We start from the raw sequence: 13,464 nt of genomic DNA, 5'->3' as shown, positions 1-13,464 counted from the left end.
GTTTGCTCAGAATAGTTTGGTGAGATAAAATCAGTTTTTAATTGGATAGGAAAATTTCAAAAAAGGAATACTTCAAAATTGTCTTGGTATTAGGCGCACTTTGTACAATCAGCCCCTTTTCCATAGACATGTATCTGCCTGGATTTCCTGCAATGGCAAGAGATTTGGATACCTCTATTGCCAATATCCAACTTTCCTTAACGGGGTATTTGGTGGGCATCGCCATCGGACAACTTTTTTATGGGCCTTTGCTCGACAAATATGGAAGAAAGAAACCCTTGTATGCTGGGTTAGGGATTTATGTCTTGGCTTCTATTGGTTGTGCGCTTTCTGGCTCGGTGGAAAATCTAATCCTTATGAGATTTCTCCAAGCAATTGGTGGTTGTGCAGGAATGGTGGCAGCGCAAGCAATGGTGAGAGATATTTTCCCTGTAAAAAAAACCGCTCAAGTTCTCGCTTTATTGACTTTGGTGATTGCCGTTTCCCCTATGATTGCTCCAACACTCGGTGGATTTGTAACTGCATTTTACCATTGGCATTGGGTGTTTATAATACTGGCTATTTTAACAGTAATCATTTGGTTAGCAGTAATTTATGTTTTACCTGATGGCGCAGATCCGGATAAATTAGTATCGCTGAAGCCAAATCAAGTGTGGAAAAACTATATTCAGGTTTTGCAAAACCGCCAGTTCTTGGTGTATATGTTGGTTGGTGGGTTGGCTGGAGCAGCTCCTTTTGCTTATATCGCAGGTTCAGCAGATGTTTTTATGAATATCTACGGGGTTAGTGAAACCCAGTATGGATGGATTTTCGCAGTTTTGGCCTTTGCGATGATTGGTTCCACACAGCTAAATCACTTGCTCTTGAGGAGATTTACTAGCCAGCAAATCATTAATTTCTCGATGCACTATCAGGTTCTGGTTGGGCTTCTTTTAGTTATTGGAATCTATTTTCAATGGTTTGGAGTGGGCATTTTACTGGCGCTGATGTTTGTGTTTTTAACTGCTCATGGATTAAACGGACCGAATACTGCCGCTCTATCCTTGGCTCCATTTTCTCGAAATGCGGGGAGTGCTTCTGCCATTTTGGGAAGCGTGCGAATGGCATTTGGGGGATTGGCTTCTGCTGGGGTAAGCTTTTTTCACGATGGAACTTCATTGCCAATGGTTGCTGGAATGGCCGCCTGCGCACTTGCTGGCTTTATTGCCTTGAAAACTGATCAAAACATTCGAGGTACGATCAGCAAAGTTTACAAAGAGGAGGCTTTTGCGAGCTAACTATTTTAGAGCAAAGAATGGAATGATTGGTTTCTAGGCAAAACTCAATCAAAGAACATCCTTACCTTTGTCCAAATTTGGAACCCATGAAATTTTCTGATTTAGGATTGAATCAGCAGTTAGTGACTGCTACTGAGAAAGCTAATTATCAAACTCCCTATCCTATTCAAATCGAAGCGATTCCTGCCATTTTAGGAACCCAGGATATTTTAGGAATTGCACCTACAGGTTCAGGTAAAACTGCTTCCTACATTTTACCTATCCTCCAGATTCTTCAAGGCAAAAAAGAAAATAGCTCAAGAAATATCCCAGTGTTGATTTTGGTTCCTACGCGGGAATTGGCTTCACAGGTAGCACAGGTTGCAGATAATTTTTCAAGATTTTTAAATAGAAGGGTAAAAACGGTTGCGGTTTTTGGAGGAGTTTCCATCAATCCACAGATGCGGAAATTAAATGGAACTGACATCCTTATTGCTACGCCAGGCAGGCTTTTGGATCTATTATCTAAAAATTCACTTCAGCTATCCCAAGTAGAAATTTTGGTGCTTGATGAAATGGACAAGGTCCTGAATATGGGATTCAGGGAAGAAGTCAACCAGATCCTTTCCGAAATACCTAAAAAGCGTCAAAACATCTTGTTTTCAGCAACAATGGATGAAACCTTGGAAAAGATGATTTCTTCTCTTCTGAAAGATCCAAAAAAAATCACTGTAAAGGCTGCTGAAATGGATGTGGATCTGATTGATCAGTATGCCTATCGTGTAGAAGCGGAGAAAAAAGGCCCTTTATTACGTCATATCCTACAATCCGGGGATTGGAAACAAATTTTGGTTTTCACTTCTTCCATTCGTACTGCAAATAACGTCGCCAATAAATTGGTGAAAAATGGGATTGATGCTGTGGCTTTCCATGGAGATAAAAGTCAGGGAGCCAGAACAGAAGCTTTGGCAAAATTCAAGTCCGGCAAAACAAGAGTTTTGGTAGCAACAGACTTGGCTGGCAGGGGGATAGACATACAGTTTTTACCCCTTGTGATAAATTATGAATTGCCCAGATCTCCAAAAGATTATGTGCATAGAATCGGGAGAACTGGGAGAGCAGGTGCAACTGGCGAGGCTATTTCTTTGATCACTGAAGAGGATTTGCACCACTTTAAAATCATCCAGAAAAAAATGAAAAAACACGTGCAGCTCAGAAGTACGGATGACATGGATTTTTAGTAAGCTGATTTGAATTTTCATTTTTTTAAAGGAACTTCTATCTCTTTCCATGAGCTAGAAAATCCAAATGACCTTTCCCAAAGCATTTTTAAGTATTTCCTTATTCTTAATTTCCTTTGTTCTACAGACTAGGGTTTTGTCCCAAACTCAACCCAATGTAATCCTCATTATTACTGATGATCAAGGATATGGAGATTTTGGCTTTACTGGAAACCCACATGTCAATACACCAACCTTGGACCAACTTGCCAAGGAAAGTGTCCAGTTCACCAATTTTTATGTTTCTCCCGTTTGTGCTCCAACCCGCTCAAGTTTGATGACTGGAAGGTATTCTTTGAGAACAGGAATTCGAGATACTTATAACGGAGGAGCTATGATGGCTTCAAGTGAGATCACAATTGCAGAATTGTTAAAAGCCAAAAATTATGCAACTGGGATATTTGGAAAATGGCATTTGGGGGATAATTATCCGATGCGGCCAAGTGATCAAGGTTTTGATGAATCATTGATTCACCTCTCGGGAGGAATGGGTCAAGTGGGTGATTTTACTACCTATTATCAAGGAGACCGAAGTTATTTTGACCCTGTGCTTTGGCATAATAATCAGCAGGAAGCTTTTGAAGGATACTGTTCTGATATCTTTGCTGAAGGCGCAATCAAATTCTTAGAAAAAAACAAAGACCACCCTTTTTTTACCTATTTGGCATTCAACGCCCCTCATACTCCTCTTCAAGTTCCAGATGAATACTATCAAAAATACAAGGATTTGGATCCAAGTTTAGGGTTTGGAGAGGATGGAAAACCTTTTTATCCTATGAATGAATCCCAAAAGGAGGATGCAAGGAAAGTCTATGCGATGGTGGAAAACATCGATGACAATCTAAAAAAACTGTTCAACAAACTGGAGGATTTAGGGATAGCTGATAACACAATCATTCTTTTCATGACCGATAATGGACCCCAGCAGCAGCGTTATGTTTCAGGTTTGAGAGGATTAAAGGGAAATGTTTTTCAAGGAGGTGTAAGGGCTCCCCTACTTCTAAAATTTCCAAAGAAATTTTCTCAACCCCAGACAATAGAGGCATTGACGGCACATTTAGACATCCTTCCTACCTTGGGGGATTTGATTGGTTTTGAAATCCCCTCAGATCGAAAAATTGATGGAAAAAGCTTGGTTCCACTCCTAAATGGGAACAAAAATGAATTTGAAAACCGGAGTTTATTCTCCTATTGGACACGTAAATTCCCTGAGCGATATAACAACATCTCAATCCAAAAATCCGGCTGGAAGCTAGTTGGAAAAACTGATTTTAACGCTTCTATTGGGGACTTTGAACTGTATAATCTTAAAGATGATCCCTACGAACAAACCAATTTAATTTCCACACAAGAGAGTCTAGGATTAGCATTGAAAGATGAAATGGATCATATCTACGAGGAATTGGTCAATGAACAAAACATCCTGAACCCTCCCAAAATCAAAATTGGATCAGCTGAAGAAAATCCGGTTTTTCTAAATCGAAATGACGCTGGCGGTCAACGAGGCATTTGGGCACAGGAGGAAATCTTTGGCTATTGGGATGTAGAGCTGGAACCGGGTATTTATGATTTTAAATTCAAATTTGTGAAGCCGGTTGCGGCGAAAGGAAAGATGGTTTTGGAAATTGGACCTCATGTGAATTTATCAAAAGATGAATCCGCCTCCCCTTTAGAATTCCTAGAAATGAAAGACATAGAATTACCAAGAATTGAGTCGAAAATCATTCCTTTTTATGAGGTCGAAGGAAAACAGATTTTTCCTTTTTGGGTGGAAATTACCAAGAAATAAGCTTACCAACCATCAAATAAATTCTTGAAAGCTGAAAATCTGATTTACTGAAATAATTTTTTGGCTTATCTTTTTAGCAAGAATCAAAAAAAACCGCCTTTCATGCCTCAAATTTCAAGTCAAGAAGTCCAAGAGAAATTACCAAGAAATCTAGGACTTTGGGGAGTTTGGATGCTTGTGGTTAATGGATTGATCGGAGCGGGAATTTTTGGATTGCCTTCTGGAGCAGCAGCTTTGGCAGGAGAATACAGTGTTTGGATTTATGCTTTTTGCGCTCTTTTAATTCTTCCCGTGATCTTGTGCTTTGCTGAGCTAGGGAGCTATTTCAGAGGAACAGGAGGTCCAATTCGCTACGGAACATTGGCTTTTGGTTCTTTTGTGGGATTTCAAGGTGGATGGCTTTATTACCTTGCCCGGTTGATTTCCTTTGCTGCCAATACCGTTTTACTGACTGATAGCATTGCTTATTTCCTACCCATTGCAGGGTCTGGAGCTGGCAGATTGATTACGCTAGCCTTGACTTGTTCTGCTTTGAGTTTGGTCAATATTTTAGGATCTGTGGAGTCCATCCGCTCAATGACAGTGTTTACGATTGTGAAATTTTCCGTCTTATTGGGATTGATACTTGGCGGATTTTTGATTCTTGGACCAGAAGTTTTACCAACCTTTGAAAGCCCATTACCTTCGGGTTCTAACCTTGGGGCAGCAGCTTTACTTTTGATTTATGCATTTGTGGGTTTTGAAGGGGCTGTAGTGCCTGCTGGTGAAGCAAAAAATCCCGAACGAGACATGCCAGTTGGATTACTGCTAGGCCTGGTGATTGTGGCTGTTTTATACATGTTGATCCAATTAGTTTCTCAAGCAGCTGTACCTGATTTGGCATCAAGTAAAACGCCTCTACTGGATGCATCATCAGCTCTTTTTGGAAATATAGGAGCTGTATTTCTTATGATTGGAGTAGCAACTTCCGTTTTAGCAAACCTAATTGGCTCTATGTTTTCTGCAACTCGGGTTACCTATGCTTTGGCTTTGGAAAAATCCCTACCAAATTGGTTTGGTGAGGTTCATTCCAAGTTTTTGACACCAGCGAATTCAGTCATTTTCTTTGGAATTGCGGCTTTTCTATTGACTGCTTTTGGCTCCTTTACTTTCCTGGCAGCTATGACTGTACTTTCCAGACTTTTCCTTTTTATCATGAGTTGTGCAGCGATTCCAGTCCTAAGACCTAGATTCAAAAGTGAAGGAAGATTTATCAATAAAGCAGGTTATTTGATTCCCATTTTAGGAATATTGGCTTGTCTATGGCTCATGATGCAGGTCAGCTGGACTTCGATTTGGATGACTGCTGTGTTGATCCTGATTGGATCAGGATTCTATTGGATCAGTAAGGCTGGAAAAAGGCAGGCTTGATCTTTTTGTAAAATTAGTTTTTATGCTTGGCAGAAACCTAGACCTTTGCCATTCTGTTCAACCTATTAAAAATGGTTGGGATTATTTTCACATCCATTTTTAATTTAATTGACTTCGAATAAAATGCCCCGCAAAAATTTAGCTGTCAGAACAGTCGTTTTCAGTATGCTTGGGAATGTGGCATTGGCTGCAATCAAATTTTTGGCAGGTATTTTCGGTCATTCTTATGCATTGATTGCGGATGGAATCGAGTCAGTTTTGGATGTTTTTGCTTCAATTCTGGTTTTGATTGGGCTGAAATATGCAAGTCGTCCCCCAGATGAAAATCATCCCTATGGCCATGGAAAGGCAGAACCTCTCACGACCTTTTTGGTGGTTGCCTTTTTGATAGTTTCAGCCACAACGATTACCTATCAATCCATACAGCATATTCAGACTCCCCACAAAGTTCCTGAGACTTTTACTTTGTGGATTCTGGGAGCCATCATTTTGTGGAAAGAAATTTCCTACCAGATAGTCATGCGACGAAGTATTAAGTTGAATTCTGATTCCTTAAAAGCAGAAGCTTGGCATCATCGCAGTGATGCGATCACCTCAGTGGCAGCTTTTATCGGGATTTCAATCGCGATTTATTTCGGTGATGGATATGAGGTTGCAGATGATTATGCGGCTTTGGTAGCAGTGGTTTTCATTGCTTACAACAGTTATAAGATTTTTCGGCCTGCTTTGGGAGAAATCATGGATGAAAACAATTATGCCGAGTTGACCGATGAAATCCGAGAAGTAGCTTTGAAAGTAAAAGGCGTGAAAGGCACCGAAAAATGTTTTATCCGAAAAGCAGGAATGAAATACCATGTGGACCTTCATGCTTGTGTAGAAGGTGATTTAACCGTTACCGAAGGACATGACATCGCCCATTTATTAAAAGATCGACTTCGAAAAGAGATTCCACAATTGGGACATGTCCTTATTCACATTGAGCCTTTTTAAAAATTAGATTTTGCTTGTACCATCTTTCGAGAAAAGATGGTTTGTCTCGTTTAAATTTCCAACAAGAGCATTTTTTCTCCTTCTCCATGTACCTATGCCTGATTGGATTTACCCAGGTCTCATTCAATTTGACCACACAATAATCATGGTTCTACAGAAAGCATGAGGATATATTTTTTGTATCTTAAATCCGAAATCTAAAAAAAGTATCCACTTGATTTTAGTGCCTTACTTATTGTAAAAATCTTTAGCAATCAAACCCATGAAAACCCTCTTTACTCTCTGCTTTCTTCTATGTTGTACCCTTGTTTTTGCACAGGCAGAAAGAGAAGTCGAAGCAAAAGTAGAAGCATTACGCTTAGCACTCATTGATCCTACCGAAGCAAACCTTAAAGCCCTTAGCTCAGAGAATCTTAGCTATGGACATTCCAGCGGCAAACTTGAAAACCAATCTCAATTTATAGAGGCATTAGTCAGTGGAGTTTCAGATTTTGCATCCATTACTTTCAAAGATCAAACGATTCAAATGGAAAAGGATATTGCAATTGTGAGGCATAAACTTGCTGCTGATATTACAGATGGCGGAGTTTCCAATTCCATAGAAATCGGAGTTATGCTAGTTTGGCACAAAGAAAAAGGCCAGTGGAAATTACTGGCCCGACAAGCTTATAAATTACCCTAAGCTTTTTCCTCAGGAATTGGCTTTTTATGCCAATAAGAGGCTAAAATTGATCCGCTAACATTCATAAATGGACCGAAAACCGCTGGTGCTAAACCCACTGTTGCGATTTTCCCCATTTCTTTTGCTATTCCAGAAGCAAGACCTCCGTTTTGCATACCTACTTCTATGGCGATTGTTCTGCAATCTTTTTCACTCAGCTTGAATAATCGACTTGCCCAATACCCCAAAGCATAACCTGCTAGATTATGAAATATCACCAAAACGATCAGTAAAGGTCCAATGTCCAACAAGCTATCTCTTCCGGCAGCGACGATGATTACGAGGATCAGTGCGATGGCCGCCATAGAGATAATAGGCATCAAATCGTCCAACCACTTGGATTTCCCTTGAAGGAAATAATTAAATAATAATCCAGCACCAATTGGTATGATGACCATTTTCACGATGCTAAACATCATCTCGACCACATCAATTGCGACGAATTCTCCTGCAAGCCAGCCCATCAAAAACGGAGTAACTAAAGGTGCCAATAAAGTGGTAATAGAAGTTACTGTAATAGAAAGGGCAAGGTTAGCCTTTGCCAAATAACTCATCACATTTGAAGCCATCCCACTAGGAGAGCATCCAATCAAAATCATACCTGCAGCAATTTCAGGAGGAAACCCGCTCAATTTTGCCAAAGTAAATCCAATAAAAGGCATGATAGAAAATTGGCAAAAAACCCCAATCAACACGCCTTTAGGCATTTTAACTACTCCCAAAAAATCCTTCACACTCATGGATGTACCCATTCCAAACATAATGATCTGGATCAAGGGAACAATCAGCGCACTGAATTTATAGCCTTTGTATTCGACAAAATATTGAGGGAAATACAATGCGATTGCCACTGAGCCAAATATCATCATGGAATAGGCGTACCCTTTCAATTTGGGATTTCCCAAAAATGAAATCGCACAAATAAAGAAGAAACCAATCCATAAAAATCCTGCGTTTGAAATGTCTGAGAATACACTCATTGCAATCGCTGCGAGGAATAGGACAACTGAGAAAATCGATAAGGCTTTGGTGATTTTTGGATTCAAAATGATGGTATTTTGGGTGAATTCTTTTGAAATTAACCCGAAAACAAGCTTTAAAGCAAGTTTTCGGGTTCTACTATAGGTAAAATAGGTGTTTAACTGTAAGTTCTGTCATGCGAACGCTTATCATTCCACATATCTGTTGGAGCAAAATATGATTGATCGGAAGGATGTAAGTGTGCCTTGACCACCTCCTCGTTTAATTCAATTCCAAGACCAGGCGCATCCAAAGGGACTGGTGCATATCCTTTATCGATCATTTTTCCTCCCCCTGTCATGGTCACCATATCTTCCCACCACGGAACATCTACTGAGTGGTGTTCCAAAGCCAAGAAATTCTGAGTTGCGGCAGCACAATGGACATTTGCCATGAAAGATACTGGAGTTCCTGCCTGATGCATTGCCATGGAAATTCCTTTTTCTTCCGCATAATCTGCTATTTTCTTTGTTTCCAAAAGCCCTCCAGAAGAAGCCAAATCAGGATGCACAATATCCACCGCATGATTGTCGATCAAGTCTTTGAAATATTGAAGAAGATAAATATCCTCTCCAGTAGTAGTCGGAGTATTGAGTGCATTAGTAATAGTTTTATGCTGCTCCCACATCTGCCATGGAACCATATCTTCGAGCCATGCTAGTCTATATTTATCCAGAGCCTGCCCCAATCTAATACAGTTATTCAGGTCAAAATGTCCATAGTGATCTGTCGAAAGAGGAATCTCATATCCTACCATGCCTCTCACAAGATCCACTATTTTGGCTAGTTCATCCAATCCTTTTTCAGTGATTTGAACTCCTGTGAATGGATGAGCCGTATTGGCGTAAGACATATAACCTCCTTGCCATTGGCTTTTACCCATTTTAAAAATCTCCGGATTAACGATACAACCTGGAATATCCATAATCTCCCCAATAGAAACATCCATTTTTAGCCAGGTATAGCCTTGCTCTTCCGTTCTATATTTGATCAATTTCATCTGTTCCTCAGGCGAACTTGCCTCTGGAGTATCTGCATACAATCGAATTGAATCCCGATACCTACCTCCAAGTAATTGCCAAGCGGGAACGTTGTATGCTTTACCGCAAAGATCCCATAATGCCATCTCTACTCCACAGACACCGCCAGCCTGACGGGATTGTCCGCCAAACTGCTTAATGATTTTAAAGATCTTCTCCACATTACAGGGATTCTCACCTAGAATTCGGCTTTTGAGCATCAAAGCGTACTTAGGATCTGCCCCATCTCTAACCTCACCCAGTCCATAAATCCCTTGGTTCGTATCGATTCGAAGAATGGCTGTCCCTCCCATCACAGCTGTATGGGCATAGCGTAAATCTGTGATTTTTAAGTCTGATGGTGCTGAAGCCCGACGTACGTTTTTAGTAGTTTCTGCCATGGTATCTTCAATACTAAGACCCATCAAGGCTGTCAAACTCAAGCCGCCTAGGGCAGTTTTCTTCAAAAAATCTCTTCTATTATCCTTGGTCAAAGGATTATCAATTTCGGCCTGCCGCTGGGCAGCATACTGCTGTTCGCGGATTTTATTTTTTTCAATCAGGTTTTGTAGAGTACTTTTCATAGTTTCTTGGGTTATTGTTTTGTAAAAATTTTAGAATGTCGGAAAATCCACACCGACAAAAAGGATTTACAAAAGTCGTGGCCTTTTGTAAACTCAATAATTTCTTTCTTTCAAGTAATTATCCAGCTCTTCCTTTGTCATAGGAAGCTTCCCAGGATAATTATTCAACCAATCCAGAAAGTCTTTTTTGATCTCTTCAGTCCATTGGCTATCAATCTGTCCAGCCAGGTATTTTCCCTCACGGAGCCTTTGATGCCCAAATTCATCTCTCAAACCAGTGACTTCAGAAGTCAAAACCAGTTCCTCTACCAAATAGGCTGGAATAAATATCACTCCGTATTTTTTGGCCAAAACAATATCTCCTGGCAGCACGGTTGCTCTTCCAATTCTTATTGGAGTATTGATAGAGGTTAACATCATCTGTTGGATGTAGGATGGATCTTGTCCTTTCATCCAGGCATTAAATCCCTCGATTTCTGAAAGGCCTTCCTGATCTCGAACGGATCCATTGAAAACTACTCCTCGCTGGGATTTTGCAAAAATTGCATTCCCGAGATTATCGCCGATCAAGGTTCCATCGGCAATTTTCCCATAGCCATCTGCTACATAAACATCACCATTGGTAAGGATATCAATCGGCCATGAATTGGTCCCACCTTTAGGAGATCTCCCCTCTTTTTCCACGCCTTGATCTTTAACTTGTTTTTCCAGATCTGGTCTTAAAGGCATGTATTGAGCTGTTACAACACGGCCGGTCATCGCCTCGTCCGGAAGCATTATTTGCCAGTCTCCTTCGTATTGATTCTGAAAGCCTTTATTTCGTAAAACACCCCAGGCTTCTTCTATGGAGATGTTTTTCAACCGTTCCAAAATGGAATCGGAGACTTTTGGCCTACCATCAGGAAATCGTTCGCCTGTCCATTGAGAGGTCAGCGCTTTGATATATTCGGGAGAGGCTCCAACATTTTGTGCTGCGATTTTGCCGGAAGAAAACAAAAGCAATCCTGTCAGGGCAACAGCACAAAAAGATGATTTTTGTAAAAATTTAGGGTTCATTGGTATGAAGGGTTTATCGTTTAAAATACCCTAACCAAAGGTTAGGGTGCATTAATTATTCAAAGAAAGGTATCCCTGGAACGGCATATTTTTTCATGCCTTCTTCGTTGATTTCAACTCCGATTCCCGGTTTTTCTGAAAGTGTGATAAAGCTATTTTCAGTCCTCGGCCCATCGTATGTCACAATATCTTTCCAAAGGTCATCCTTGTCCATGTAGATCTGCCATTCCATGATTTGGAAATTGGGAACTGAAGCACAGACATGACAACTAGCCATTGCTCCTAAAAATGAGGCAACCATATGCGGAGAGAATGGCACATAATAGAGGTTTGCCAGATTGGCGATACGTTGCGCTTCACCTAATCCTCCAGCTTTTTGAAGGTCAGGCATGATTATATCTAAAGCACCATCAGAAAGTAACTTGGTGAATCCGTAAGCCAGATAGATATTTTCTCCTGAGCAAATAGGTGTACTCGTTTCTTGTGTGATTTTCTTATACACTTCCGGATTATCGGCAGGAACAGGTTCTTCTAACCACATCAAATTCAAAGGCTCATACATTTTTGCCATTTTCATCCCTGTGACTGCATCATAGCGACCATGCATATCCACGCAGACATCTATGTTTGGCCCTACTTCTTCCCTTACCGCAGCGATGGCATTGTACATCCGATCTATTTCTGCAGGACTTGCAGTCCAATTGAAACGGTCATATTTGTTTGGATCTCTACCATCATCCACATCAAATTTTACAGCATTGTAACCTCGGTCCACAGCATCTCTTGCTGCGGCGGCATAATCTGAAGGTTTTGGATTGGTAGAAGTGTAAAGAGCTGTATCGCAATAAACCCGGATCTTATCCCGGAATTTTCCGCCTAATAGCTGATAAACAGGAACGTTAAAAACCTTACCAGTAATATCCCAAAGGGCAGTTTCAATGGCTGTCAAAACTGCCACAAAAACTCCGGATTGAGCACCTCCGAAAAATGATCCTTTTCTCAACTGCTCAGCAAGTCGATTTGGATTTAGGGGATTTTGACCCTTAAGCTGATTTCCTAGTCTTTTGACCAAGTAATATGAGCCATGGATTGCATCCACTGCTTCTCCACATCCCCACACATCTTGGTTGGTATACACTTTTACGTAAACAGCTCCGCGGACAAATCCGCATTTCACATCAGTGATTTTTAGGTCTGAGGGGTTAGAATAATTGTTTTGTTTTTGAACTGCTGCTTGTAGACCAGTGCCAAAATTCGTCAATAGACCAGCGCCGGTTAATCCAAGAGCGGCTCCTTTTTGTAAAAAGGATCTTCGTGATTTTTTGTTATTCATGATTGAAATTGAGTTTACTTAAAGCTTACCAGGTTCTTTTCTTTAAAATTTCCTGTATTTGTTCCCTGGCAATAGGTAGTTCGTCGATGTGATCATTGAGCCATTGGGAAAAGTCTTTTTCTATCTCATCTGACCAGCGGGTGTCAATTTGCCCTGCAGTGTATTTTCCTTCTCTTAGTCGCTCATGACCAAACATATCTCTCAGGCGGACTACCTCTGAAGTCACCACTACTTTCTCAGCCAAATGAGCTGGAATAAAGGATACTCCTCCATCTCTTCCCAGGACAACATCTCCAGCCATAACAGTCACTTGATGAATTCTAGTGGGTTTGTTGATTCCAATCAACATGGTATTCAAATCGCCTGGTTGATTATGGTGAGAGGGATGATAACTGGAAACATAGGATGTAAAAGAGCCTATTTCTTTTAGTCCAACGATATCACGAATCGCTCCATCATAAACAATCCCGTTGCCGGATTTGGCATAGATTGCATTTCCGACATTATCTCCAATGGTCGGTCCACCATTATGAATCCCAAATTGATCTACTACATAGACATCTCCTGGTTGAAGCAAGTCCACTGGCCAAGAATTTTGACCGCGCTTTCCTTCTTTTTTACCTCTCTCATCTATGGCATCATGGATATCTGGTCTACCTGGCATAAACGTGGCAGTCAAAGCCCTTCCTACTAAAACACTATCAGGATTGATTGTGAGCCCCCAACCATCAGCATATTGATAGCGATAGCCTTCATTTTTCATCACCGCCCATGCCTCATCGTGGGTTACTTCTTTCATTCTTCTGAGGATATCATCAGAAACTTTTGGCCTGCCATCCTCATACCTCTCTCCAGTCCACTTTTGTGTCAAAAAGAGCATTTCTTCTTTAGAAATCTGCTGGGCATTTACGCCAGCCAGCATGCATAATGACAAGAAAAGGGTGATTGTAATTTTTTTAAGCATGATTAATCTAGATTTAAATAAAACAGGGCCTGGTGATTACCA

At 40.7% G+C, this 13,464-nt stretch carries 11 protein-coding genes; 6 read left to right on the top strand and 5 right to left on the bottom strand.

The genetic code is table 11. The features are described from left to right. Nucleotides 1-53 precede the first annotated feature (53 nt). The 6 genes from J0A69_RS08570 to J0A69_RS08545 all read left to right on the top strand — a co-directional run bounded on the left by J0A69_RS08570 (nucleotide 54) and on the right by J0A69_RS08545 (nucleotide 7,407). Nucleotides 54-1,277, top strand: a complete 1,224-nt coding sequence (locus J0A69_RS08570) for a multidrug effflux MFS transporter (protein WP_206586915.1) — start codon at nucleotides 54-56, stop codon at nucleotides 1,275-1,277. 86 nt (nucleotides 1,278-1,363) lie between these two features. Continuing rightward, on the top strand, nucleotides 1,364-2,497 hold the full coding sequence (locus J0A69_RS08565; RefSeq protein ID WP_206586145.1) for a DEAD/DEAH box helicase: 1,134 nt from the start codon (nucleotides 1,364-1,366) through the stop codon (nucleotides 2,495-2,497). A 67-nt stretch (nucleotides 2,498-2,564) separates the two neighbouring features. Then, nucleotides 2,565-4,325, top strand: a complete 1,761-nt coding sequence (locus J0A69_RS08560; protein WP_206586144.1) for an arylsulfatase — start codon at nucleotides 2,565-2,567, stop codon at nucleotides 4,323-4,325. Between the two features lie 102 nt (nucleotides 4,326-4,427). Further along, on the top strand, nucleotides 4,428-5,735 hold the full coding sequence (locus J0A69_RS08555; protein ID WP_206586143.1) for an APC family permease: 1,308 nt from the start codon (nucleotides 4,428-4,430) through the stop codon (nucleotides 5,733-5,735). Between the two features lie 123 nt (nucleotides 5,736-5,858). After that, entirely contained in the window at nucleotides 5,859-6,725 is an 867-nt protein-coding gene (locus tag J0A69_RS08550) for a cation diffusion facilitator family transporter (RefSeq protein WP_206586142.1), read from the top strand. Nucleotides 6,726-6,987: 262 nt separating this feature from the next. After that, a complete protein-coding gene (locus tag J0A69_RS08545) occupies nucleotides 6,988-7,407 on the top strand; it encodes a nuclear transport factor 2 family protein (protein WP_206586141.1) in 420 nt (139 codons plus the stop codon). Here the strand turns inward: J0A69_RS08545 and J0A69_RS08540 are convergent. The 5 genes from J0A69_RS08540 to J0A69_RS08520 all read right to left on the bottom strand — a co-directional run bounded on the left by J0A69_RS08540 (nucleotide 7,404) and on the right by J0A69_RS08520 (nucleotide 13,422). Further along, entirely contained in the window at nucleotides 7,404-8,426 is a 1,023-nt protein-coding gene (locus tag J0A69_RS08540) for a bile acid:sodium symporter family protein (protein WP_206586914.1), read from the bottom strand. The two genes, J0A69_RS08545 and J0A69_RS08540, sit on opposite strands and share 4 nt — an antisense overlap. Before the next feature lie 158 nt (nucleotides 8,427-8,584). After that, the gene (locus J0A69_RS08535) at nucleotides 8,585-10,069 is read right to left on the bottom strand and encodes a mandelate racemase/muconate lactonizing enzyme family protein (RefSeq protein WP_206586140.1); all 1,485 of its coding nucleotides are present in this window, start codon (nucleotides 10,067-10,069) and stop codon (nucleotides 8,585-8,587) included. A gap of 93 nt (nucleotides 10,070-10,162) precedes the next feature. Next, entirely contained in the window at nucleotides 10,163-11,125 is a 963-nt protein-coding gene (locus J0A69_RS08530; RefSeq protein ID WP_206586139.1) for an RraA family protein, read from the bottom strand. A 55-nt stretch (nucleotides 11,126-11,180) separates the two neighbouring features. After that, nucleotides 11,181-12,458 carry a mandelate racemase/muconate lactonizing enzyme family protein gene (locus tag J0A69_RS08525; protein WP_206586138.1) on the bottom strand — a complete coding sequence of 426 codons (1,278 nt, stop codon included), beginning with the start codon at nucleotides 12,456-12,458 and terminating at the stop codon, nucleotides 11,181-11,183. 25 nt (nucleotides 12,459-12,483) lie between these two features. After that, nucleotides 12,484-13,422, bottom strand: a complete 939-nt coding sequence (locus J0A69_RS08520) for an RraA family protein (protein WP_206586137.1) — start codon at nucleotides 13,420-13,422, stop codon at nucleotides 12,484-12,486. Nucleotides 13,423-13,464: the final 42 nt, after the last annotated feature.

The organism is Algoriphagus pacificus (assembly GCF_017254845.1).
GTDB classification, from domain to species: Bacteria; Bacteroidota; Bacteroidia; order Cytophagales; family Cyclobacteriaceae; genus Algoriphagus; species Algoriphagus pacificus.
This window is presented reverse-complemented; position numbering and strand designations above follow the sequence as displayed.

Coding starts and splice junctions, on each gene's coding strand:
- J0A69_RS08565 (WP_206586145.1), top strand. CDS start 1,364: ATGAAATTTTCTGATTTAGGATTGAATCAGCAGTTAGTGACTGCTACT.
- J0A69_RS08560 (WP_206586144.1), top strand. CDS start 2,565: ATGACCTTTCCCAAAGCATTTTTAAGTATTTCCTTATTCTTAATTTCC.
- J0A69_RS08555 (WP_206586143.1), top strand. CDS start 4,428: ATGCCTCAAATTTCAAGTCAAGAAGTCCAAGAGAAATTACCAAGAAAT.
- J0A69_RS08550 (WP_206586142.1), top strand. CDS start 5,859: ATGCCCCGCAAAAATTTAGCTGTCAGAACAGTCGTTTTCAGTATGCTT.
- J0A69_RS08545 (WP_206586141.1), top strand. CDS start 6,988: ATGAAAACCCTCTTTACTCTCTGCTTTCTTCTATGTTGTACCCTTGTT.
- J0A69_RS08540 (WP_206586914.1), bottom strand. CDS start 8,426: ATGAGTGTATTCTCAGACATTTCAAACGCAGGATTTTTATGGATTGGT.
- J0A69_RS08535 (WP_206586140.1), bottom strand. CDS start 10,069: ATGAAAAGTACTCTACAAAACCTGATTGAAAAAAATAAAATCCGCGAA.
- J0A69_RS08530 (WP_206586139.1), bottom strand. CDS start 11,125: ATGAACCCTAAATTTTTACAAAAATCATCTTTTTGTGCTGTTGCCCTG.
- J0A69_RS08525 (WP_206586138.1), bottom strand. CDS start 12,458: ATGAATAACAAAAAATCACGAAGATCCTTTTTACAAAAAGGAGCCGCT.
- J0A69_RS08520 (WP_206586137.1), bottom strand. CDS start 13,422: ATGCTTAAAAAAATTACAATCACCCTTTTCTTGTCATTATGCATGCTG.